Origin of the sequence: Streptomyces sp. NBC_00510, from assembly GCA_036013505.1 — a bacterium.
Lineage (GTDB): Bacteria > Actinomycetota > Actinomycetes > Streptomycetales > Streptomycetaceae > Actinacidiphila.
Genome location: CP107851.1, coordinates 8091130 through 8114150, shown reverse-complemented (window position 1 = coordinate 8114150; position 23021 = coordinate 8091130). Strand labels below are relative to the sequence as shown.

Annotated in this window: 24 protein-coding genes; 17 read left to right on the top strand and 7 right to left on the bottom strand. The window is 73.9% G+C overall.

The genetic code is table 11. The features are described 5' to 3' along the window. Positions 1–255 precede the first annotated feature (255 nt). Positions 256–1107 carry a helix-turn-helix domain-containing protein gene (locus OG937_36685; GenBank protein ID WUD76844.1) on the top strand — a complete coding sequence of 284 codons (852 nt, stop codon included), beginning with the start codon at positions 256–258 and terminating at the stop codon, positions 1105–1107. Positions 1108–1122: 15 nt separating this feature from the next. Further along, positions 1123–1374: a DUF397 domain-containing protein gene (locus OG937_36680; protein WUD76843.1), complete on the top strand. Its 252-nt coding sequence runs from the start codon at positions 1123–1125 to the stop codon at positions 1372–1374. Between the two features lie 2 nt (positions 1375–1376). Here the strand turns inward: OG937_36680 and OG937_36675 are convergent, their stop codons facing one another. After that, the gene (locus OG937_36675; GenBank protein ID WUD76842.1) at positions 1377–2525 is read right to left on the bottom strand and encodes an 8-amino-7-oxononanoate synthase; all 1149 of its coding nucleotides are present in this window, start codon (positions 2523–2525) and stop codon (positions 1377–1379) included. A 147-nt stretch (positions 2526–2672) separates the two neighbouring features. On the opposite strand from OG937_36675, the gene bioB reads away from it, so the two are divergent. From bioB to OG937_36645, 6 genes are all read left to right on the top strand, one after another. Beyond that, positions 2673–3908 (top strand): biotin synthase BioB, encoded by a 1236-nt coding sequence (gene bioB, locus OG937_36670; protein WUD76841.1) that lies wholly within the window; start codon positions 2673–2675, stop codon positions 3906–3908. Beyond that, positions 3901–5193 carry an adenosylmethionine--8-amino-7-oxononanoate transaminase gene (locus tag OG937_36665; protein WUD76840.1) on the top strand — a complete coding sequence of 431 codons (1293 nt, stop codon included), beginning with the start codon at positions 3901–3903 and terminating at the stop codon, positions 5191–5193. Before bioB ends, OG937_36665 begins: the two co-directional genes overlap by 8 nt. After that, positions 5190–5921 carry a dethiobiotin synthase gene (bioD, locus tag OG937_36660; protein ID WUD76839.1) on the top strand — a complete coding sequence of 244 codons (732 nt, stop codon included), beginning with the start codon at positions 5190–5192 and terminating at the stop codon, positions 5919–5921. Before OG937_36665 ends, bioD begins: the two co-directional genes overlap by 4 nt. 143 nt (positions 5922–6064) lie before the next feature. Beyond that, positions 6065–6742 (top strand): class I SAM-dependent methyltransferase, encoded by a 678-nt coding sequence (locus OG937_36655; protein WUD76838.1) that lies wholly within the window; start codon positions 6065–6067, stop codon positions 6740–6742. Positions 6743–6788: 46 nt separating this feature from the next. Further along, positions 6789–7352: a TetR/AcrR family transcriptional regulator gene (locus OG937_36650; protein WUD76837.1), complete on the top strand. Its 564-nt coding sequence runs from the start codon at positions 6789–6791 to the stop codon at positions 7350–7352. A 58-nt stretch (positions 7353–7410) separates the two neighbouring features. Further along, positions 7411–8007, top strand: coding sequence for a DUF4865 family protein (locus OG937_36645; GenBank protein ID WUD76836.1), 597 nt, complete (start codon positions 7411–7413; stop codon positions 8005–8007). Positions 8008–8011: 4 nt separating this feature from the next. On the opposite strand, the gene OG937_36640 is transcribed toward OG937_36645, so the two are convergent. The 3 genes from OG937_36640 to OG937_36630 all read right to left on the bottom strand — a co-directional run bounded on the left by OG937_36640 (position 8012) and on the right by OG937_36630 (position 9329). Further along, on the bottom strand, positions 8012–8383 hold the full coding sequence (locus OG937_36640) for a fic family toxin-antitoxin system, toxin component (protein ID WUD76835.1): 372 nt from the start codon (positions 8381–8383) through the stop codon (positions 8012–8014). Then, positions 8380–8607 carry a toxin-antitoxin system HicB family antitoxin gene (locus tag OG937_36635; protein ID WUD76834.1) on the bottom strand — a complete coding sequence of 76 codons (228 nt, stop codon included), beginning with the start codon at positions 8605–8607 and terminating at the stop codon, positions 8380–8382. The genes OG937_36640 and OG937_36635 overlap by 4 nt, the downstream gene beginning before the upstream one ends. Before the next feature lie 131 nt (positions 8608–8738). Then, positions 8739–9329, bottom strand: a complete 591-nt coding sequence (locus tag OG937_36630) for a hypothetical protein (protein WUD76833.1) — start codon at positions 9327–9329, stop codon at positions 8739–8741. Between the two features lie 242 nt (positions 9330–9571). Between OG937_36630 and OG937_36625 the strand changes: the two genes are divergently transcribed. The 9 genes from OG937_36625 to mug all read left to right on the top strand — a co-directional run bounded on the left by OG937_36625 (position 9572) and on the right by mug (position 20007). Continuing rightward, complete coding sequence (locus tag OG937_36625) at positions 9572–10357, top strand: ABC transporter ATP-binding protein (protein WUD76832.1); 786 nt, start codon at positions 9572–9574, stop codon at positions 10355–10357. A 10-nt stretch (positions 10358–10367) separates the two neighbouring features. Beyond that, positions 10368–12935 carry an FtsX-like permease family protein gene (locus tag OG937_36620; protein ID WUD76831.1) on the top strand — a complete coding sequence of 856 codons (2568 nt, stop codon included), beginning with the start codon at positions 10368–10370 and terminating at the stop codon, positions 12933–12935. Between the two features lie 59 nt (positions 12936–12994). Further along, a complete protein-coding gene (locus OG937_36615; GenBank protein WUD76830.1) occupies positions 12995–13927 on the top strand; it encodes a TIGR03621 family F420-dependent LLM class oxidoreductase in 933 nt (310 codons plus the stop codon). Positions 13928–13985: 58 nt separating this feature from the next. Next, entirely contained in the window at positions 13986–14417 is a 432-nt protein-coding gene (locus OG937_36610) for a GNAT family N-acetyltransferase (GenBank protein WUD76829.1), read from the top strand. A 180-nt stretch (positions 14418–14597) separates the two neighbouring features. Beyond that, positions 14598–15962 (top strand): hemolysin family protein, encoded by a 1365-nt coding sequence (locus tag OG937_36605; protein ID WUD76828.1) that lies wholly within the window; start codon positions 14598–14600, stop codon positions 15960–15962. Next, a complete protein-coding gene (locus tag OG937_36600; GenBank protein ID WUD76827.1) occupies positions 15959–16984 on the top strand; it encodes a hemolysin family protein in 1026 nt (341 codons plus the stop codon). The genes OG937_36605 and OG937_36600 overlap by 4 nt, the downstream gene beginning before the upstream one ends. Before the next feature lie 37 nt (positions 16985–17021). Continuing rightward, the gene (locus OG937_36595; GenBank protein WUD76826.1) at positions 17022–17792 is read left to right on the top strand and encodes an SGNH/GDSL hydrolase family protein; all 771 of its coding nucleotides are present in this window, start codon (positions 17022–17024) and stop codon (positions 17790–17792) included. 224 nt (positions 17793–18016) lie between these two features. Beyond that, on the top strand, positions 18017–19450 hold the full coding sequence (gene purB, locus OG937_36590; protein ID WUD76825.1) for an adenylosuccinate lyase: 1434 nt from the start codon (positions 18017–18019) through the stop codon (positions 19448–19450). 68 nt (positions 19451–19518) lie between these two features. Further along, the gene (gene mug / locus OG937_36585; protein ID WUD76824.1) at positions 19519–20007 is read left to right on the top strand and encodes a G/U mismatch-specific DNA glycosylase; all 489 of its coding nucleotides are present in this window, start codon (positions 19519–19521) and stop codon (positions 20005–20007) included. 212 nt (positions 20008–20219) lie between these two features. On the opposite strand, the gene OG937_36580 is transcribed toward mug, so the two are convergent. The 3 genes from OG937_36580 to OG937_36570 form a co-directional block, all read right to left on the bottom strand. Continuing rightward, positions 20220–20906 carry an HAD family phosphatase gene (locus OG937_36580; GenBank protein WUD76823.1) on the bottom strand — a complete coding sequence of 229 codons (687 nt, stop codon included), beginning with the start codon at positions 20904–20906 and terminating at the stop codon, positions 20220–20222. A 4-nt stretch (positions 20907–20910) separates the two neighbouring features. Further along, entirely contained in the window at positions 20911–21561 is a 651-nt protein-coding gene (gene ribB / locus OG937_36575; GenBank protein WUD76822.1) for a 3,4-dihydroxy-2-butanone-4-phosphate synthase, read from the bottom strand. Between the two features lie 98 nt (positions 21562–21659). Further along, entirely contained in the window at positions 21660–23003 is a 1344-nt protein-coding gene (locus OG937_36570; GenBank protein ID WUD76821.1) for a DUF1906 domain-containing protein, read from the bottom strand. Between the last annotated feature and the right edge of the window lie 18 nt (positions 23004–23021).

The following is a 23021-nucleotide window of genomic DNA, read 5'->3' as shown; positions in this document are numbered from 1 at the left end:
CGCCGGCGCCTGCCGCGCCCGTGGCCGCACGCGCGACGGCCGGCGGCGCCGTGCCCCGCCTTCCGCGCGGCACGTCCCCGTTCGGCACTCACGCGCCAGAGTGTCACTCATCGTGCCCTTAATCGGGTGTCACCACAGCTATATGCATATATCTGTCGCCCAAAGCGGTGAACTCTGCTACGAGAGAACGTATTTGCGCGGCAGACTTCGCCCGGGGACCGGCGGGGGTGCCGGGAACCGGGAGGTGCACACACCATGCAGCAGGTGCCGGCGGTACGCCGCCGCAAGATCGGCTCGGAATTGCGCCGTCTGCGCGACACGGCGGGGCTCACGAGCGGTGAGGCCGCCCAGCGCCTGGGATGGCACCAGTCCAAGGTCAGCCGGATCGAGACCGGCCGCAGCGGAGTGCGCCCCGAGGACGTCACGGCACTGCTGGACGTGTACGGGGTGCGCGACCAGCGGTTGCGGGAGATGCTCTCCGCACTGGCGGGCGAGGTCGACCGGCGCGGCTGGTGGCATGAGTTCCGCGAGGAACTCCCGTCCGCCTACCGGGACTTCATCTCCCTGGAGACCGACGCCTGCCGGGCGCGGACCCTGGAGACCACGGTGGTGCCGGGACTGCTGCAGACCCCGGACTACGCCCGCGAGCTCACCCGGTCCGTCCTGCCGCAGCTCGGTCCGCGGCAGATCGCGACCCTGGTGCAGGTGCGGATGGCCCGCCAGGCGGTGCTGCGCGCCGATCCGCCGCTGGAGCTCTGGGCGGTGCTGGACGAGGCGGTGCTGCGCCGCAGGGTCGGGGGTCCCGGAGTGATGGCGGCGCAATTGAGCCATCTTGTGGAGCTGGGTTCACTGCCTCATGTGCATCTGCAGGTGCTGCCTTTCTCGGCCGGTGGGCATATAGGCGTCACAGGCCCTTTCGTAATCTTCTCATTTCCGCGCATTGCTGATCTCGACGTGGTTGTTCTCGACCATTTGACGAGTAGTCTCTATCTAGATCAGCACGAGGACGTCAGGGCGTACGGTGCTGCCTTCAATCGGTTGCGCTCCCATGCCCTGTCGAGTGAGCAGTCGCTGTCCTTCATCTCCGGCATCGGCAAAGGCGCGTAAGGAGGCACACCCCCCATGTCCAACGCTCTGCCTCAGTACGTCACCTCCAGTGCGTCCCTCTCAGGTGTGAATTGGCGACGCAGCAGCTACAGCACGGCGGCGAACAACTGCGTCGAGACGGCCCTCATCGGGGACGGGCCGCTCTCGGGTCAGCTCGCCGTACGCGACTCCAAGGATGTGCGCGGTCCCGCCCTGCTCTTCCCCCCGGCGGCCTGGGCGGAGTTCCTCGCCGCCGTGGCGACGGGGAGCCTGACCGAACACCCCTGAACTCAGGGGCGCGGCGGCGCCGTACGGACGATCGTCCCCACGGCGTCGCCGATCTCACGGCCCGTCAGGTCCGCCCGAGCGGTGAGCCGCAACCGCGAGATCCCGTCGGGCACGGACGGTGGCCGGAAGCAGCCCACGGCGAGACCCGCCTCACGGCACGCCCCGGCCCACGCGACGGCCGCCTCGGGCGACGGTGCCCGCACCGACACCACGCACGCGTCCGGCGCGGTGGCGTCCAGCCCCGCCCCCGCCAGCCGCTCGTACAGCTCGCGGGCGACCGCCCGGGCCCGTACGGCACGTTCCGGCTCGCGCCTGAGCAGGCGCAGCGCACCGAGCGCCGCTCCGGTGGCCGCCGGGGCGAGGCCCGTGTCGAAGATGAACGTCCGCGCGGCGTTGACCAGGTGCTCGATGACGCGGGCCGGTCCCAGCACCACGCCGCCCTGGCTGCCCAGGGACTTGGAGAGCGTGGCGGTGCACACCAGTCCGGGCGCGCCCGCCAGACCCGCCTCCGCGGCCGCCCCCCGGCCCCCGGGACCGAGCACCCCGAGCCCGTGTGCGTCGTCCACCAGCAGCGCGGCGCCGTGCTCGCGGCAGGCGGCGGCCAGCGCGCCGAGCGGGGCCGCGTCGCCGTCCACCGAGAAGACCGAGTCGGTGACGGCCACGGCAGGGCCTTCGTGGCCGGTCAGCGCCTTGCGCAGGGCGTCCGGATCGGCGTGCCGCACGACCTCGGTGGTGGCGCGGGAGAGCCGGCAGCCGTCGATGAGCGAGGCGTGGTTGCCGCTGTCGGAGACGAGGAGCGTGTCCGGCTCGGTGCTGAGCGCCGTGACGGCGGCGAGGTTGGCGGCGTAGCCGGAGGCCAGGACCAGCGCCGCCTCGAAGCCGCAGAAGGCGGCCAGTTCGGCCTCCAGCTCGGCGTGGAGCTCGGTGCTGCCGGTGACCAGCCGTGAACCGGTCGAGCCGGCGCCCCAGCGCAGGCAGGCGTCCGCACCGGCCCGGGTCACCTCGGGGTGGTGGGCGAGCCCCAGGTAGTCGTTGGAGGCGAGGTCCAGCAGGGGCGACCGCGCGGGCCGCGGGCGCAGGGTGCGCACCAGCCCGGCCGCGCGACGCCGTTCGGCGTGCGCGTCGATCCAGTCGAACGGGTCGCGGGTCATGGTCGTCCCCTGGGGTCGGCGGAGGGTTCGGCGCCACCGTAGTGTGCCGGATCGTCTCGCACGGTGTGGTGATGCACACACCCTGAGCGAGCGGTCTTGTGGGATGCCCCATTGGCCCGGGCCCGCGCGGTACGCCAGGATCGCGACATGGATCTGCTGAATGCTTTGGTCGAGAAGGGCCTGCGCCGCGAGCTGCCCACCCGTGAGGAGGCGCTCGCCGTGCTGGCGACCTCCGACGACGAACTCCTCGACGTGGTGGCCGCGGCCGGCAAGGTGCGCCGTGCGTGGTTCGGCCGCCGGGTGAAGCTGAACTACCTGGTCAACCTCAAGTCGGGGCTGTGCCCGGAGGACTGCTCGTACTGCTCGCAGCGGCTCGGCTCGGAGGCCGGGATCCTCAAGTACACCTGGCTCAAGCCCGACCAGGCGGCGGCCGCCGCGGCGGCGGGGGTCGCCGGCGGTGCCAAGCGGGTCTGCCTGGTGGCGAGCGGACGCGGCCCGACCGACCGCGACGTGGACCGGGTCTCCAAGACCATCGAGGCCATCAAGGAGCAGAACGAGGCCGTCGAGGTCTGCGCCTGCCTGGGCCTCCTCTCCGACGGACAGGCCGAGCGGCTGCGCGGCGCGGGCGCCGACGCGTACAACCACAACCTCAACACCTCCGAGGCCACCTACGGGGACATCACCACCACGCACACCTACGCGGACCGGGTCGAAACGGTGCAACAGGCCCAGGCGGCGGGCCTGTCGGCCTGCTCCGGACTGATCGCGGGCATGGGCGAGAGCGACGAGGACCTGGTCGACGTGGTCTTCGCGCTGCGCGAGCTGGACCCCGACTCCGTCCCGGTGAACTTCCTCATCCCCTTCGAGGGCACCCCGCTGGCGAAGGAGTGGAACCTCACCCCGCAGCGGTGCCTGCGGATTCTTTCTATGGTGCGGTTCGTCTGTCCCGATGTGGAGGTCCGCATCGCGGGCGGCCGCGAGGTACACCTGCGGAGCATGCAGCCGCTCGCGCTGCACCTGGCGAACTCGATCTTCCTGGGCGACTACCTCACCAGCGAGGGCCAGGCCGGCAAGACCGACCTCGACATGATCGCGGACGCCGGTTTCGAGGTGGAGGGCGCCGGCGAGGTGACCCTGCCCGAGCACCGGGCGGACGTGGCGGCCCCGGCCGGGGGCTGCGGTTCCCACGCTTCCGCCGGCTGCGGCTCGCACGGCGAGGGTGAGGGCGGCGGCTGCGGCCCCTGCGGCGGCCACACCCACGGCGACACCCACGGCGACACCCACGGCGACCTCGCGCAGCCCGCGGCGGCCGGTGCCGCCCGCACCGACCTGGTGGCCGTGCGCCGCCGCGGCACCGGCACGGACCTGCCGCCCAATGCCTGAGCCGCTCACCCCGGGCGAGCTGCTGGCACTGGACCGGGAGCACGTCTGGCATCCGTACGGGCCCATGCCGGGCCGTCAGGAACCGCTCGTCGTCGAGTCCGCGGCCGGGGTCCGGCTGCGGCTCGCCGAGCCGTTCGAGGGCGCGGGCGAACTCGTCGACGGCATGTCGTCGTGGTGGTCGGCGATCCACGGCTACAACCACCCGGTGCTCAACGAGGCGGCCCGCGGCCAGCTGGACCGGATGAGCCACGTGATGTTCGGCGGGCTCACCCACGAGCCCGCCGTGCGGCTCGCCGCCCGCCTGGTCGAGATCACCCCCGATCCGCTGCGGCACGTCTTCCTCGCCGACTCCGGCTCGGTGTCGGTCGAGGTCGCGGTCAAGATGTGCCTGCAGTACTGGCGTTCGCTCGGGCGGCCGGAGAAGCAGCGCCTGATGACCTGGCGCGGCGGCTACCACGGCGACACGTGGCAGCCGATGTCCGTCTGCGACCCCGAGGGCGGCATGCACGGGCTGTGGTCCGGCGTCCTGCCCCGGCAGGTCTTCGCGGACGCGCCGCCGGCCGCGTACGAGGAGGCGTACGCCGGCCACCTGCGGGAGACGATCGCCGCTCACGCGCACGAGCTCGCCGCGGTCGTCGTCGAGCCCGTCGTGCAGGGCGCGGGCGGCATGACCTTCCACTCCCCCGCCTACCTGCGGGTGCTGCGCGAGGCCTGCGACGAGCACGACGTGCTGCTGGTGTTCGACGAGATCGCCACCGGCTTCGGGCGGACCGGGACGCTGTTCGCCGCCGACCAGGCGGGCGTCTCGCCGGACGTGATGTGCGTCGGCAAGGCCCTGACCGGGGGCTACCTCACGATGGCCGCCACCTTGTGCACCGCGCGCGTCGCCGACGGGATCTCCCGGGGCGAGGTGCCGGTGCTCGCCCACGGCCCGACCTTCATGGGCAACCCGCTGGCCGCGGCCGTCGCCTGCGCCTCGCTCGACCTGCTGCTCGGCCAGGACTGGGCTCAGGAGGTCAAGCGGATCGAGGCCGGGCTGCGCGAGGGGCTCGCGCCCGCCGCCGGCCTCCCCGGGGTACGCGACGTGCGGGTGCTGGGCGCGATCGGTGTCGTCCAGCTCGACCACCAGGTCGACCTCGCCGCCGCGACGCGGGCCGCCGCCCGCAGCGGGGTATGGTTGCGGCCGTTCCGGGACTTGATCTACACGATGCCCCCGTACGTCACGGGGGACGAGGACGTCGCGCGCATCTGCGCGGCGGTGCGCGCGGCGGCGGAGGCGGCATGACGGTGTTGTTCGTGACCGGTACGGGCACGGAGATCGGCAAGACGGTGACGACGGCCGCGATCGCGGCGACGGTGCTGCTCGGCGAGTACAGCGTCGCCTACCTGAAGCCCGCGCAGACCGGGGTGGGCCCCGGCGAGCCGGGCGACGCCGCCGAGGTCACCCGGCTCGCCGGCCCCGAGGTCACCGGCGTCGAACTGGCCCGGTACCCCGAGCCGCTGGCGCCCGCCACGGCCGCACGGCGCTCCGGACTCGCCCCGGTGGGCCCGGCCGACATCGCGGAGGCGGCGGCGAAGCTGGCGGCGGTGCACGACATCGTCCTCGTCGAGGGCGCGGGCGGGCTGCTCGTCCGTCTCGACGACACGGGCTCGACGCTGGCGGACGCGGCACGGATGCTCGCGGCCCCGGTGCTCGTGGTCGCCCCGGCCGGGCTCGGCACCCTCAACGGTGCCGCGCTGACGGCGGAGGCGCTGAAGGCACGGGACCTGAAGTGCGCGGGCGTCGTCATCGGCAGCTGGCCGGACGAAGCGGACCTGGCCGCCCGCTGCAACCTCCTCGACCTGCCCGAGGTCACCGGCGCCCCGCTCGTGGGCGCCCTGCCCGCCGGCGCGGCCGCCCTCGACCCCGCCGACTTCCGGCAGGCGGCACCCGGTTGGCTCTCCCCCCGCATCGGCGGCATCTGGGACGCCTCCGCCTTCACCTCGTACTGGGCACCCGCCGACCCCGCCTGACCCGCACCGCCGTCCGGCCCCGACGGCTTCCCGGGGCGGACGGTGGGCGACACGCCGGATGTGCCCCGGAACGGGGAGGCTTGGGGCGGGCTCCGAAGCGGCAGAATCGGAGTGAGGGGTGCCGAGACGAAGGGGGTCCGGCCATGAGGAGCCGTACCGGCGTGACGGGCGAAGCCGTCCACCACCCGCTGTTCGCCCGCTTCTACGCCCGCTGCGGCCCGGTGATGGACGCCCGCGCGGGCTTCGGCGCGCACCGGCGGGCCGTGCTCGCGGGACTCACCGGCCGGGTCATCGAGATCGGCGCGGGCTCGGGGCTGAACTTCCGTCACTACCCGCGCACCGTCGCCGAGGTCGTGGCGATCGAGCCGGAACGGCATCTGCGCCGGCTGGCCGTCGACGCCGCGCAGCACGCCGAGGTGCCGGTGGACGTCGTACCCGGGGTCGCCGAGGCGCTGCCGGTCAAGAGCGAGGCCTTCGACGCGGCGGTCGCCTCGCTGGTGCTGTGCTCCGTACGCGACCAGAAGCGCGCCCTGGCCGAGCTCCACCGGGTACTGCGCCCGGGCGGGGAACTGCGGCTGCTGGAGCACTGCCGGGCCGAGGGCCGAGCGCACGCGGCGCTGCAGTGGGCGGTGGACCGCACCGTGTGGCCGCTGCTGTTCGGCGGCTGCCGGACCGGGCGGGACACGCTCACCGCGGTCGAGGCGGCCGGCTTCGAGGTGCTGGAGCTGCGCCGCTTCCGTGTTCCGGAGCGCGCCAAGGGCCTCACCCTGCCCGTGCCGAGCGCCCCGCACATCCTGGCCACCGCGCGCCGCCCCGCTTGAGCGCTGGCTCCACCGCTCTGTACCTACTGGTATGTACACTGCCGGCATGGAGACGACGTCGGAACGCCTGATCGAGAGCACCCGCGAACTGCTCTGGGAGCGCGGCTACGTCGGCACCAGCCCGAAGGCCATCCAGCAGCGCTCCGGCGTCGGCCAGGGCAGCATGTACCACCATTTCTCCGGCAAGCCGGACCTCGCGCTCGCCGCCGTGCGCCGTACCGCCGAGCAGATGCGGCAGACCGCCGAGCGCGAACTCGCCGACCCGGGCACGGCGGTCGAGCGGGTCTCGCGCTATCTGCGCCGCGAACGCGACGTGCTGCGGGGCTGCCCGATCGGGCGGCTCACCCAGGACCCGGAGGTCGTGGCCAGCCCGCAGCTGCGGGCGCCGCTCGACGAGACCTTCGAGTGGCTGCGCGGCCGGCTCGCGGACGTGCTCGCCGAGGGCCAGGCGCGCGGGGAGATCGCGCCCGGTCTCGACACCGGCGACATCGCGGCCGCGCTCGTGGCCGTGCTCCAGGGCGGCTACGTGCTCGCCCGGGCGGCCGGCTCGGCCGCGCCCTTCGACCAGGCGGTCAGCGGCGCGCTGGCCCTGCTGACACAGCGCGCCTGAGCGGGCCCCACCGGCCCTCCGCCGATCCGGCACACCGGTACGACACCCAGGGGGACACATGTACGCGATGCAGTACGGGATCACGCTGCCCGCCGACTACGACATGAAGGTCATCCGCGACCGGGTCGCCGGGCGCGGCCGGCTCACGGACGCCTACGAGGGCCTGGGCTTCAAGGCCTACCTGATCCGCGAGCGCGGCACGGAGGGCTTCCCTGTCAACGAGTACGCGCCCTTCTACCTCTGGGACGACACCGGCGGCATGAACCGCTTCCTGTGGGGCGGGGGCGGCTTCGGCGGCATCGTCGACGACTTCGGACGCCCGGACGTCAGCCACTGGACGGGCGTCGCCTACCGTCCGGGGCCCGCCTTCGGGACCCCGCCGGGCGCGGCGAGCCGCCTGCGCCGCCGGATCCCCGCCGGGGCCGACCCGCGCGAGCCGGTGGCCCGGGAGCTGGAGGCGTGGGAGGAGCGCGCCGCCACGGCGGGCGTCCACGCCACCGTCCTGGCCGTGGACCCGCGCCACTGGGAGACCGTGCTCTTCACGCTCTGGGACCGGACGCCGCCCGCCGACGTCACCGATCCGGACCGCTACGAGGTGCTGCACCTGTCGGCCCCGCACCTGTCCGAGGTGCCGGTCGGACGCCAGTGGGCGTAGCCCCTCAGACGCACCAGGAGCGCAGCTCGTCGGCGATCTCGTGCACGTCGGCGGTGCCGCCCTTGACCAGCCGGGCCAGGTCTCGGACCCGTTCGGGGGACGTGGCGACCTTCAGGCCGCTGGCCACCAGGTAGGCGTAGGCGACCGCGGAGGCGAAGAGCGCGTTGGACCGCTCCAGGGCCGGTACGTGGACCAGCAGTTGCAGCAGGCACGCGGCTCGCTCGTGGGGGTCGGCGTAGACGGGGACGCCGAATATCTCCGCCTGGTGGCGGCCGACCGCGGCGACGAGGGCGCCCCAGTCGGTCACCTGGGGGTCACCGGGGGTGTTGTGCTCCGCGACCATGAGCAGCCAGGCGAGGTCGATCTGCAGGGTCAACGGCGTCCTTCGCGCTCCGCGCCGAACTCCTCGGCGAAGACGGACTCGTAGCGCTGCATGAAGTCGGCGGCGGCCTCGACGAAGCTGCGGCCCGCTTCCCCCGCGTCCTTCCGGACGAGTTCCTCGATGTACCGGTTGACGCTGACGCCCCGCTGCGCGGCCCGCTCACGGGCGGCCGCGGCGGTGGTCTCGTCCACCCGCACGTTCAACTGCGTCTTGGCCATACCCTCAAGCTAGCGCCGATGCACTAGCAGTGACAAGCGGCTCCCGGGCGCATCCACCCGGGGCCCGTGCGCCCCGGGGCCCGACGGGGCTCCGGGGCGCACGGGAAGCGCGGGGAGCGCGGGGAGCGCGTTCAGAGGCGGCCCGCCACCGTGCGTGCCAGTTCCTCGAGCGGCTTGTCGAACCGGGACGGCTCCTCGTTGCGGACCAGCCGGATCGCGACCCACTGCCCGGACACCCGCAGGAAGACCGATCCGTCCTCCAGCCAGGCCTCGTCGCCGATGCCGTCGAGCGGCTTCAGTTCGTGGCCGAGCCCGCGCTCGGCGTCGTAGTAGTTCTTCCCCGACTCCCCCGCGAAGATCTCGACCTGGGCCGTCGGGCCGGACTCCGGCGCGGGGTAGGTGCAGGTCCCCTCCAGGTCCTGACCGGGTTTGAGGGCCGTACCGGCGAGCCGCTCGGCCTCCTCCTGCGTCACCAGGGCGCACGGGTCGCCGGCCGTCCCGCCCGGCGGCGACGCGGACGGCTGCCCCCCGGACGCCGCGGACGACCCCGCCGCGCCCGGGGTGCCCGGCGCGGTCGCGGACGGCTTGTCGCCGGCGTCGTCGGCCGCCGGGTCCTGACACCCCTGGAGCGCCAGGGCCAGCAGCGCCACCACGGGCGCCACCGCCCGGGCCCGCGTGCGCCTGCGGTCACCGGACCCGGTCCGGATACGTGCGTGCACCATCGATTCGGTCCCCCCTCGGTACTGGTCCTCGTCCCCGTCCCGGCCACACCGTGCCCGGGACGGGTGCACCTACAGACGTACCGGGACGGCCGGCCGGTTTCGGCCGGACGAACTCGCGGTCGCACGGCGGCCGCCCGCGCGCCCCGGCGCTCACCCTCCGGGACGATGCGGCACCGCACCCGACGACCTACGCTCGGGTCGCATACGGACAAGTACGCACTTCCTCATCTTGGGGGGCAAGCGTGTCGACATGGACGGCAGCGGACACAGAGGGCATCGAGGCGGGAGCGGAGCCCGCAGCGCGGGCGACCGCGCTGACGAAGGCGTACGGGACGGGCGAGACACAGGTGGTGGCGCTGGACGCGGTGGACGTGGAGATCGCCCGCGGCCGCTTCACGGCCGTCATGGGGCCCTCCGGCTCCGGCAAGTCCACGCTCATGCACTGCCTGGCGGGGCTGGACTCGGTCACCTCGGGGCAGGTCTGGATCGGCGAGACCGAGATCACCCGTCTGGCGGAACGCGAACTGACCCGGCTCCGCCGCGATCAGGTCGGCTTCGTCTTCCAGGCGTTCAACCTGCTGCCGACGCTGACGGCCGCCGAGAACATCACGCTGCCCATGGACATCGCCGGCCGCAAACCCGACCGGGAGTGGGTGGACCGGGTGATCGACACCCTGGGTCTGCGCGACCGGCTGGGGCACCGTCCCGCACAGTTGTCGGGCGGCCAGCAGCAGCGTGTGGCGTGCGCGCGCGCCCTGGCCTCCCGGCCGCAGCTGATCTTCGCCGACGAGCCGACCGGCAACCTGGACTCGCAGGCGGGCGCCGAGGTGCTCGGCTTCCTCCGCGAGGCCGTGGACGCCCTCGGCCAGACCGTGGTGATGGTGACCCACGACCCCACCGCGGCGGCCTGGTCGGACCTGGTGCTCTTCCTGGGCGACGGACGGATCGTCGACGAGATGCACGGGCCCACCGCGGACGGCGTCCTGGAACAGCTCAAGCGGTTCGACGCGCTGCGGAAGCACGGCTAGGCACCGGCCAATGCTCCGGGCGACGCTGCGCAGCTTCCTGGCCCACAAGGGCCGGCTGCTGCTCAGCGCGCTCGCCGTCCTGTTGTCGGTGGCCTTCGTCACCGGCAGCATGATCTTCTCCGACACCGTCAACCGCACCTTCGACCGCCTGTTCGCCTCGACGGCCGCCGACGTGACGGTGGGCCCCCCGGAGGCCTTCAGCGAGGACCAGCAGTTCGCCTCCGGCCAGGTGCGCACCCTGCCGGCGTCCCTGCTGGACCGGGTGAAGGCGGTACGGGGCGTCGCCGACGCACGGATCGACGTCACCGTCCGCAACACCACCGTGGTCGACGCCGAGGACCAGCCGGTCGGCCCGACCACGGGCGCGCCCACCCTGGCCACCAACTGGTCGGGGAACCCGCGCAGTCCCGTCCGGCTGACCAGCGGGCACGCGCCGCACGGCCCCGACGAGGCGCTGATCGACGCCGACACCGCGGCGAAGCGTCACCTGGAGATCGGCGACCGGCTGCGGGTACTGGCGCAGCCGGGCGCGTTCCCGGTCCGCCTCGTGGGCATCGCCACCTTCACCACGACCAATCCCGGCGCCGCCCTGCTGTTCGTCGACACCCCCACCTCGCAGTCGCGCCTGCTGGGCCGGACCGGTGTCGCCACCTCGGTGCAGGCCGACGCCGCGCCCGGGGTCTCCGACGACGTGCTGAAGAACCGGATCGCCGCCGCGCTCGGTCCGCGCTACACGTACACGACCCAGGCCGAGCAGGCGAAGTCGGCGGTGGAGAGCCTGGCGACCTTCCTGGACGTGATCAAGTACGTGATGCTGGGCTTCGCCGGGGTCGCGGTCCTGGTCGGCGTCTTCCTGATCGTCAACACCTACTCGATGCTGATCGCCCAGCGCACCCGGGAGCTCGGCCTGCTGCGCGCGCTCGGGGCGGACCGCGGGCAGGTGCGGCGGTCGGTGCTGGTGGAGGCGCTGCTGCTCGGGCTGGTCGGCTCCACCCTGGGCCTGCTGTGCGGGGTCGGCACGGCGGCGGGGCTGATCCGGCTGCTCGGGGTGTTCGGGATGAACGTCGACACCGCCGAGATGGTCATCCGCTGGCGCGTGCCGGTCGCCGCGTACGCCGTCGGCCTGCTGGTGACGCTGGTCGCGGCCTACCTGCCGGCGCGCCGGGCGGCACGGGTCTCCCCCATGGCGGCGCTGTCCGACGCCGAGGTCGCCGGGAGCGCGCGGAGCCTGCGGTCGCGGGCGGTGGGCGGCACGGTCGCGACACTGGTGGCCGCGGGGGCGCTGAGCGGGGCGGCGGTGGCCGGGAGCACCGGTGACGCCGCGACGTTCCTGGGGATCGGCATCGGTCTTTCGCTGATCGCGGCGGTGGTCGTGGGGCCGCTGCTGGTACGGCCGGTGATCCGGGTGCTGGGCGGGGCGTTCCCCCACGTGTTCGGGCCGGTGGGGCGGCTGAGCCAGCGCAACGCGCTGCGCAACCCGCGCCGCACCGGCGCGACCGCCGGCGCGCTGATGATCGGGCTGGCCCTGGTCACGGGCATGTCCATCGCCGGCACCTCGATGGCGAGCTCCTTCGACCACGAGATCGACCGGGCCCTGGGCGCGGACTACGTCGTGCAGGGCGACCAGTTCGCGCCGTTCTCCCCGGAGATCACCGACCGCGTGCGGAAGGTGCGCGGGGCCGGGGAGGTGGTGCGGGTGCGGTACGTCTCCGTCCTGATGACCCTGCCCGACCACCGCACGACCGAGCTGACGGGGACCGCGATCGGCCCCGGCGCGGACCGGGCGCTCAACCTGGACTACGCCGCGGGCGACACGGCGCACGCCCTGGCCCGCGACAGCCTCTCGCTCTCCGCGACGTACGCCGCCCACCACGGTCTGCGCGTGGGCAGCCGCATCCCCGTGCGCTTCGTCGACGGCCGCTCCACGACGTTCACCCTGCGCGCGCTGACCACCAGCCAGAGCACCCTGCTCGGCGACGACGCCACCCTCACCATGGGCCTGGCAACCGCCGAGCGGTTCCTCCCCCGCGGCCAGGACGCCGCGCTCTACGTGAACGCCGCCCCCGGCACCGACAAGCCCACGCTGCGGGCGAACCTGGAGCGGGCCCTGAAGCCGTACCCGCAGGTGGAGGTCCGTGACCAGGCCGACTACAAGAAGCTGGTGCGCACCCAGATCTCCGTGCTGCTGAACCTGGTGTACGCCCTGCTCGGGCTGGCGATCATCATCGCCGTGCTGGGCGTCGTCAACACCCTCGCCCTGTCGGTGATCGAGCGCACCCGGGAGATCGGGCTGCTCAGGGCGATCGGGCTGTCGCGGCTGCAACTGCGCCGGATGATCCGGCTGGAGTCCGTGGTGATCGCGGTCTTCGGGGCGGTGCTGGGGCTCGCCCTGGGGCTGGTCTGGGGTCTGGTCACGCACGAGGTGCTGGCGCTGGAGGGCATGCGGGCGTTCACCGTCCCGTGGACCACGGTGGGTGCGGTCATGGCCGGTTCCGTGGTGGTCGGCCTGGTCGCGGCGTTGCTGCCGGCCCTGCGCGCCTCCAGGATGAACGTCCTCGCCGCGATCGCCCACGAGTGAGCGGCCCGGGGGCGGGGAAGGTCGTCGACCGGCGGACGGGTGCGGACGAGGGGGCGGTCATGGCGCGACGGTTCCGGTTCGGTGTGAATCTGCTCGAGCCCGCGCAGGGCGACGCGTGGGAGCGCAAGTGCCGCCGGGTGGAGGCGCTCGGCTACGACGTCCTCCAGGTGCCGGACCACCTGGACTGGCCCGCGCCGTTCCCCTCGCTGGTCGCGGCGGCGAACGCCACGCGGCGTCCACGGCTGGGGACCTTCGTGCTCAACGCGGCGTTCTGGAACCCGGTCCTGCTCGCCCGCGAGGTCGCCACCACCGCCCGGCTCACCGGCGGCCGCCTGGAGCTGGGCCTCGGCGCGGGCTACGTGCGCGCCGAGTTCGAACGCGCGGGCCTGGCCTACGGCACCGCCCGCGACCGGGTCGACCACCTGGAACGCACCGTCGAGGTGCTGACCGGGCTGCTCGCGGGACCGCACGAAACGGATGGAACGGGAACGGGCGGAACGGACGGCGCCGGTGCGCCGCCGACCCCGCTGCTCCTGGGCGGGAACGGCCCGCGCATGCTGCGCCTCGCGGCACGGCACGCGGCCGTCGTCGCCTTCACCGGCGCCGAGGCCGACCCGGCCAAGGACGACGGCTCGCTGCGGCTGCTGTCCGCCGCGACCGTGGAGGAGCGGGTCGCCACCGCGCGCGGCTTCGCCACGTCGTACGGCACCGACCCGGAGTTCAACGTCCTCGTCCAGCGGGTCGTGATCACCGAGGACCGCGGGGCGGCGGCCGGGGGGTTCGCCCCGCACGCGCCGCACCTGGACGAGAAGGAGCTGCTCGACCTGCCGACGCTGCTCGTCGGCACGGTCGCGGAGATCGCGGAACAGCTGCGGCGGGGCCGCGAGCGCTTCGGCTTCAGCTACGTCACGGTGCTGGAACCCTCCATGGAGGCGTTCGCCCCGGTGATCGAGGAACTGCGCCGCGACGAGCCGCGCGAAGGGCACGGGTAAGAGCGGGGAAGCGTAATACGCTCGCCGCCCGGGCCGGGGGGCTGGTTGGCTGACCCTCATGGACGATCTCGGGATACGCAGCGCGGTACCGGCCGACGCCGAACGGGTGCTGGACTTCTGGAAGACGGCCGCCGAGGGCACCAGCGTCAGTGACGACCCGGAGGGTGTGGCGCGCCTGATCGCACGCGACCCCGAGGCCCTGCTGCTCGCCGAGGACGGCGGCGTGCTCGTCGGCACGGTCATCGCGGGCTTCGACGGCTGGCGCTGTCATCTGTACCGGCTGGCGGTCCACCCCGAGCGGCGGCGGCAGGGCATCGCCCGGGCCCTGCTGGCGGCGGCCGAGGAGCGCTTCACCGCGCTGGGCGGCCGGCGCGGCGACGCCATGGTGCTGGAGCGCAACGAGCGCGCCCACCACGCCTGGCGCTCGGCGGGCTACGCGCCCGAGCACCACTGGCGCCGCTGGACCAAGCCCTTCCAGCGCACCCGGTAGCGCGCCGGGCGGGTCGGGGCGCACCCCCTGGCCGCGTTCCCGGGCTGTCCGTTGCGCCCGCGCTTCCTACGATGGGCGTATGGACGACCCTGCGAGTCCGTCACGTCTCCGGTCCCGTCGCCCACGCCTGCAGCGCGCGGTCCACCCCGGCCTGACCGATCATGGGACCGAGGTGTCCCGATGACCGAAGTGCTGCTCCTGGCCGTCGCCCTGCTGCTGACCCTGGCCTGCGCCGTCTTCGTCGCCGCGGAGTTCTCCCTGACCACGGTCGAGCGCACCGACCTGGAACGGGCCGAGAAGGCGGGCGAGCGCGGTGCCTCCGCGGCCCTGCGGGCCGTGCGCAGCCTGACGGTGCAGCTGTCGGGCGCCCAGCTCGGCATCACCGTCACCGGCCTGGTGATCGGCATGCTCGCGCAGGCCTCCATCGCCGAGCTGCTGGCGGGACCGCTGCGCGCCCTGGGGATGTCTGCCGGCGGCGCAGCGTCACTGGGCCTGGTGCTCGGCACCGGCATCTCCACGGTGGTGCTCATGGTGGTGGGCGAGCTCGTCCCCAAGAACTGGGCGATCTCCCGGCCGCTGCCGGTGGCCAAGGCCGTCGCCCCGCCCCAGACGGTCTTCACCGCCGCCTTCGGCCCGCTGATCCGCCACCTGAACAACACCGCCAACCGTGTGCTGCACCGCCTGGGCATGGAACCCACCGAGGAGCTCGCCTCGGCCCGCAGCCCCGAGGAGCTGGTGGCCCTCGCCCGGCACTCCGCCCGGGCGGGCGCGCTGGAGGCCGACACCGCCGAGCTGTTCGTACGGACGCTGAGCCTGGCCGGGCTGACGGCCGAGAACGTGATGACCCCCCGCGTCCAGGTCGTCGCCCTGGAGGAGGGCGCCACCTGCCAGGACGTCGCCGACATCACCCGCGCCACGGGGCTGTCCCGCTTCCCCGTGCACCGGGGCGGCCTGGACAACGTCATCGGCATCGTCCACATCAAGGACGTCCTGGCCGTGCCCTACGAACGCCGCGAGGGCCACCCCATCACCCCGCTGCTGCGGGAGCCGGTGCCGGTCCCCGAGACGCTCAGCGTGGACCGGCTGCTGGACCGGCTCTCCGGCTCGATGAGCATGGCCGTCGTCATCGACGAGTACGGCGGCACCGCGGGCGTCGTCACCCTGGAGGACATCGTGGAGGAGGTCGTCGGCGAGGTCCGTGACGAGCACGACCCGCAGGAGACCCCCGACCTGGCCTTCATCCACCAGGACCGCACCGGCCGCCGCGTCTACGACGCCGACGGCGCGGTGCGGACCGACCGGCTCGCGCACATCGGCCTGCGGGCCGGGAACGGCCCCTACGAGACACTGGCCGGCCTGGTCGCCGAGCGGCTCGGGCGGATCCCCGCCACCGGCGACACCGTCGAGGTGAACGGCTGGATGGTCGAGGTCACCGACGACTCGCACCACCGCGCGGCGCACGTACGGCTGATCTCGCCGGCGCCGCGCGCGCAGAACGGGCTCGCCCCGCAGGACGCGGACGACGGGACGGCGGGTGCGCGATGATCTTCCTGCAGTTGTTCATCGGCGCGCTGACCCTGGTCGTGAACGCCTTCTTCGTCGGCGCCGAGTTCGCGATGATCTCCGTCCGGCGCAGCCAGATCGAGCCCCGCGCGGAGGCCGGGGAGCGCGGGGCGCGCCACGTGCTGTGGGGGTTGCAGCACCTGTCGCCGCTGATGGCCGCCGCCCAGCTGGGCATCACGCTGTGCACCCTGGTGCTGGGCATCGTCGCGGAACCGGCCATCGAGCACCTGCTCGCGCCGCTCTTCCACCTGCTGCACGTACCGCAGGGCGCCATCCACGCCCTGTCGTTCGCGATCGCCCTGACCCTGGCCACGTACGCGCACATGCTGCTCGGCGAGATGGTGCCGAAGAACATCGCGCTCGCCGCCCCGGAGCGGACCGCCCTCGTCCTCGGTCCCCCGCTGGTCACCCTGGCGCGGGCGCTGCGCCCGGTGATCTTCACGGTCAACGCCTTCGCGAACGGGCTGCTGAAGCTGCTGCGGGTCGAGCCGAAGGACGAGGTCGCGGCGGTGTTCTCGGACGACGAGCTGGCCCGGATGGTGACCGACGCCGGCCAGGCCGGGCTGCTGGACGAGCGTGCCGCGATCCGCCTGCAGGACGCCCTCGAACTGGGCCGCCGCCCGGTCCGCGCGGTCGTCGTCCCGTGGGAGCGCGTGGTGTCCGCGCGCTTCGGGATGACCCCGGCGGGGCTGGAGCGGCTGGCCGCGCGGTCCGGCTTCTCGCGCTTCCCCGTGACCGACGACGCCTGCCGCATCCTGGGCTACCTCCACGTGAAGGACGCCCTGGCCCTCGGCCCCAGCCGCCACGACCAGCCCTTCCCGCGGGGCGCCCTGCGCCGGATCACCCGGGTCGTCGCGGCCACCCCGCTGGACGACGTCCTGGCGGCGATGCGGGCCAGCGGCGCGCACCTGGCGGCGGTCGTCGACGACCAGGGCCGCGGCATCGGCCTGGTCACCATGGAGGACGTGCTGAAGGAGCTCGTGGGCCACGCACCGGCCGCCTGAAGCGACGGTCCGCGGGCCCGGTAGGATCACGCGCGCCATGCAGATGAACGCCACCCACACCAGCTTCGTCGCGCTCGGCGACTCCTTCACCGAAGGCATGTCCGACGCGCTCCCCGACGGCTCCTACCGGGGCTGGGCGGACCTCCTCGCCGGACGCCTGTCCGCCCACGCGCCGGGCTTCCGCTACGCCAACCTGGCGGTACGCGGGAAGCTCATCCAGCAGATCGTGGACGAGCAGGTGGAGACCGCCGCCTCGATGGACGCCGACCTGGTGACCCTGGTGGGCGGGCTCAACGACGTGCTGCGCCCCAAATGCGACGTGGCGAGGGTGTGCGCGCTGCTGGAGGAGGCCGTCGAGCGGCTGACGCCGAACTGCCGGCAGCTGGTGCTGATGCGCAGCCCGGCCCGCCGGGGCCCGGTCGCGACGCGGTTCCTGCCCCGCATGGAGCAGCTGTTCGGCTTCGTCGACGACCTCGCCGCCCGGCACGGCGCGCTCGTCGTGGACCTGTACGGCGCCGATGTGCTGGGCGACCCGCGGCTGTGGGCGGACGACCGGCTGCACCTGGACGGCGAGGGCCACCGCCGCGTCACCGAGGCGGTCTGGCAGACCCTCGGGCACACCCCGCAGTTCGACTGGACCGAGGCGCTGCCCACGTACGTGCCCCTGTCGTGGCCCGCCCGCCGCACCGCCGACCTGCGCTTCACGCGCCGGCACCTCGTTCCGTGGATCGGCCGCCGCCTGACCGGCCGCTCCTCCGGCGACGGCCTTCCGCCCAAGCGCGCCGAACTGGTGCCGTTCGAGCTCTGAGCCAACGTCCGGCGGCGCCTGACGACGGGCGGACCCACGGCTCGCCGCTCGGCGTCCGCGCGCCGGGCCTTCTCACGGCGGAAGGATAGAGCCGGACGATCTCCGCCGACGGACTTCCGGGTGGCCCTCGGCGGTCGGCTCGGCGACGGATGGACCCACGGCGCTACGCGCATAGACCGGTGTGGGGCGCTGACCTGCGCCGACGCGCAGTAGAATCTCGCTACGTGACTTCCAAGCCCCGCATCCCCAACGTCCTGGCCGGCCGCTACGCCTCCGCGGAGCTCGCCACCCTGTGGTCCCCCGAGCAGAAGGTGGTGCTGGAGCGCCGTCTGTGGCTGGCTGTGCTGCGGGCCCAGAAGGACCTGGGGATCGAGGTGCCGGAGCAGGCCCTCGCGGACTACGAGCGGGTGCTGGAGCAGGTCGACCTGGCGTCGATCGCCGAGCGGGAGAAGGTCACCCGGCACGACGTCAAGGCGCGCATCGAGGAGTTCAACGCCCTCGCCGGGCACGAGCACGTCCACAAGGGCATGACCTCGCGCGACCTCACCGAGAACGTCGAGCAGCTGCAGATCCGGCTCTCCCTGGAGCACGTGCGCGACCGCACCGTCGCCGTGCTGACCCGGCTCGGCAGGCTCGCCGCCGAGTACGCGGAGCTGGTCATGGCCGGCCGTTCGCACAACGTGGCCGCCCAGACCACCACCCTCGGCAAGCGCTTCGCGACCACGGCCGACGAGCTGCTGGTGGCCTTCGCGCGGGTCGAGGACCTGCTGGGCCGCTACCCGCTGCGCGGCATCAAGGGCCCGGTCGGCACCGCGCAGGACATGCTCGACCTGCTCGGCGGCGACACCGCCAAGCTCGCCGAGCTGGAGCGGCGGATCGCCTCGCACCTCGGCTTCTCCGAGGTCTTCACCTCCGTCGGCCAGGTCTACCCGCGCTCGCTGGACTACGACGCCGTCACCGCGCTGGTACAGCTGGCCGCCGCGCCGTCCTCGCTCGCCAAGACGATCCGCCTGATGGCCGGCCACGAGCTGGTCACCGAGGGCTTCAAGCCCGGCCAGGTCGGCTCCTCGGCCATGCCGCACAAGATGAACACCCGCTCCTGCGAGCGCGTCAACGGCCTGGCGGTCATCCTGCGCGGCTACGCGTCGATGGTGGGCGAGCTGGCCGGCGACCAGTGGAACGAGGGCGACGTCTCCTGCTCGGTCGTGCGCCGGGTGGCCCTGCCGGACGCGTTCTTCGCCTTCGACGGCCTGCTGGAGACCTTCCTGACGGTCCTGGACGAGTTCGGCGCCTTCCCGGCCGTCATCGCCCGCGAGCTCGACCGCTACCTGCCGTTCCTCGCCACGACGAAGGTGCTCATGGGCGCGGTGCGGGCCGGCGTCGGCCGCGAGCTGGCGCACGAGGTCATCAAGGAGCACGCGGTCGCCTCCGCGCTGGCCATGCGCGAGAAGGGCGTGGAGCGCAACGAGCTGCTGGACCGGCTCGCCGAGGACGAGCGCATCCCGCTGGACCGCGCCCAATTGGACGCGCTCATGGCCGACCGCCTCTCCTTCACGGGTGCGGCCGCGGACCAGGTCGCGGAGGTCGTGCGCCGGGTCGGCGAGGTCGCCGAGCGCCACCCGCAGGCGGCCGCCTACACCCCCGGGGCCATCCTCTGACCACGGTCAGGCGCACCCGCCCCACCCGGGACGAGCTGGAGGCCGCCCGCGACCGCGTCATCCCCGACGTGATCGCCGGCGGCCTGCGGGTGCTCTTCTGCGGCATCAACCCCGGGCTGATGTCGGCCGCCACCGGTCACCACTTCGCCCGCCCCGGCAACCGCTTCTGGCCCGTGCTGCACGCCTGCGGCTTCACCCCGCGCCGGCTCGACCCCGCGGAGCAGGGCGAACTCCCGGCATACGGGCTGGGGATCACCAACGTCGTCGCGCGCGCCTCCGCCCGGGCCGACGAACTGACCCGCGACGAACTGCTGGAGGGCGGGCGGCTGTTGACGGAGAGGGTCCTGCGGTACGAGCCGCGCTGGCTCGCCGTCGTGGGCGTCACCGCCTACCGCGTCGCCTTCGCCGAGCCCCGCGCCCGCATCGGCCCCCAGGAGCGCACGATCGGCGGCACCCGGATCTGGGCCCTGCCCAACCCCAGCGGCCTGAACGCCGGTTGGTCGACGCAGGCGATGACGGAGGAATACGGCCGCCTCCGCGACGCGTCGCAGGAATGATCCTCGCGCCGACGAACTCCCGATAACGCCGAGGGCCGGGTGCGGTCGGCGTCCGCGGCTGCCGGAGGTCCTCGTCGACTCCTGGGTGACCTGCCGGATCCGCACGGCCCGCCGGGGACCCGAAGGTCCCCGGCGAGCCCGCCCGTCGCGTACGCCTCGTCCCGGCCGCAGGCCTCACGAGCCATGACCGCCCGCCCGGTCCCCAGCGCCGCTCACGGGGTGCCCCCGGGCACCAGGGGGCCGGGGGCACCGGCGAGCAGGCGGGTCAGGAGGGGGAGGGCGGCGGCGGTGGTGGGGGCCTGGGCTGCGGGCAGGTGGGCGACGTCGGTCGGCAGCGGCATGCCGCCCCGGGGGACGGCGAGGACGCGCATGCCGGCCGCGGTCGCCGAGCGGATGCCGTTCGGGGAGTCCTCGACGGCCAGACAGCCGGACGGCGGCACGCCGATCTCGGCCGCCGCGCGCAGGTAGGGGTCGGGCGCGGGTTTGCCCCGGGCCACGTCCTCCCCGCACACGACGGCGCTGAGCCGTCCCGTCAGGCCCAGCCCGTCGAGGACCGCCAGGACGAAGCGGCGCGGGCTGGCCGTGGCCAGGCCCACAGGGCCGTGCCGTCCGGCTTCGAGGACCAGGTCCACGGCGCCGGGCAGCGCCCGGACCCGGCCCGCGGCCACCTCGCCGGTCGCCGCGGTGGTGCAGGCCCGGACCACCTCGGCGGGGCTCGCCGTGCCACCGCACAGTCCGGCGACGTACGCCGCCCAGCCGCCGTTGCCGTGCAGGGCGGCGGTGTCCTGCGCCCGCCAGCGGTGACCGTGGCGGGCGGCGAAGGCGGCGCAGACACGGACCCATGCGTCCGCGCTGTCGACCAGCGTGTCGTCCAGGTCGAAGATCGTCGCACGGCTCATCCGGTCACACCGTCGCGGGGTCCGCGAGGCGCGGCCCGTTCGACAACTGCTCGATCGAGATGAGCGCCAGGCCGTGCCGGTCGGCGAAGGCCCGGAGCCGGTCGAAGCGGGCGACCGAACCGTCGTCCTCGCAGACCTCGCTGATCACTCCGACCGGCGGCAACCCGGCCAGGCGCAGCAGGTCGACGGTGGCCTCGGTGTGCCCGCGCCGCTCGGCGATCCCCCCGGGGCGGGCGCGCAGGGGGAAGACGTGCCCGGGGCGGTGCAGCTCGTCGGGCCGGGTCGTCCGGCCGGCCAGCGTCCGTACCGTCCGTGCCCGGTCCGCGGCGGAGATCCCGGAGCCGACGCCGACCGCGTCCACGGAGACGGTGTACGCCGCCGTGTCGAGGTCGGGGCCGGGCGGGACCATCAGCGGCAGTTCCAGGCGGTCGGCGATCTCCGGCGCCAAGGGCGCGCAGATCAGGCCGCTGGTCCAGCGGACGAAGAACCCCATGGTCTCCGCGGTGGCGAACTCGGCCGCCATGACCAGGTCGCCCTCGTTCTCGCGGTCCTCGTCGTCGACCACGATGACGGGCCGCCCGGCCCGCAGGTCGCCGACGGCGGTCGCCACCGCGTCCAGGCCCGCAGCCGAGCGCGGCGCCGATGCTGACGTCACAGATCCAACCTCTCCTCGCAGTAACGCTTCCTGCGGGATGCATCGGTGACCGAACGGGGGAGCTTGAGAAGCCCGTACGCCGAACGGGCTTTCCCCGCTCAACAGCGCGGGATCGGCTTGCTGTAGCCCGTCGTGCCGGGCGTGGCGACGTAGTGGTCGGAGACGTAGCGGCCGTTGTCGAGGCGGTTCCAGATCTTGGTGGCGCCCACCTTGGAGCCGGACTTCTGGCAGACGACCCAGGCCAGGGCGCCGTTCGGGGAGGTGCCCTTGGCGGCGTAGGAGGTGCCGGGGCCGCTGCGTTCGGTGAGGCCGCCGGGCGCGGTGACCTGGTAGGGCAGGACGCAGCGGGGCAGGGGGGCGCTGTAGCCCGTGGCCGAGGGGGTGCTGACGTAGTGGTCGCTGACGTAGGTGCCGTCGGTGAGCTTGTCCCACACGGAGGTGGTGCCCACCTTCAGGCCCGGGGCCTGGCAGACGACGCGCAGGGCGGAGCCGGGCGCACGGGTGGTGACGACGGGATAGGTCGTCGAGGGGCCGCTGCGGGCCTTGAGGGCGGTGGAACTCGTCACCGTGTAGCCGAGGGCGACGGTGGCGACGGGCGCGTCGAGCCGGTCGTTGTCGATGTTCACGGTGACGCCGCCGTAGGTCTCGTCGTGGCTGCCGCGGTACTGCTTCGCGCGCTGGTGGACGGGCCACTTGGCGTCGGCGACGCCGGTCCAGCCCTTGAGGGTGTCGGCGCCGTCGTAGCGGGCGATCCACAGGGCGTCGGGGCGGGCGTAGGAGGCCGAGGTGTAGACGTCGGCGAGCTGCTTGGCGCCGAGGTTGAGGTTCATGTAGACGCCGGAGACGTAGCCCAGCCGGTGCAGTTCCTTCGTCCAGGCCGACAGATAGGTGAGGACGCCGGTGCGGCAGGCGGCGTCGTTCTGGGCGTAGTTCTCGATGTCGTTGTAGAGGGCACTGCCGGGCTGCATGCCGAGGGCCTTGGCCGCGGCGACGGCCTCGCCGGCCGCCCTGGTGCCCTGGGTCCGCGCGGAGCCGGGGGTGGTGCTGATCTTGGCGTCGCCGGGCCGGGCGCCGCAGGGCGGCTGCAGGCCCTTGTGTATGGGCAGCAGGCGCCACTTGAGCCGGGCGACGGAGGTCACCCAGGAGGCGGTGAGCTGCGGCTGGGCGCAGGTGCGGTTGACGCCCGATATGTACACGCCGAGCGCGCGGTACGGGGAGGCGTTCCACGCCTGGATCGTGGTGAGCGGCGGCGCGGTGCACGTATCGAAGGCGAGCCCGGAGTGGCGGGTGGCGCTCGCCCCCGCGGGGTAGCCGGCCGGGGTGGCGGGCTCGGCGGAGGCCGCGGGGGCGAGGACGAGGGCGGTGGCGCCGCCCAGGAGCAGGGCGGAGGCGGCGGCGAGGAGTCTTCGCGCGGCGCGGTGGAGGAGGTGCGGGTTCGGCATGACGGGCCCCCCGGGTAC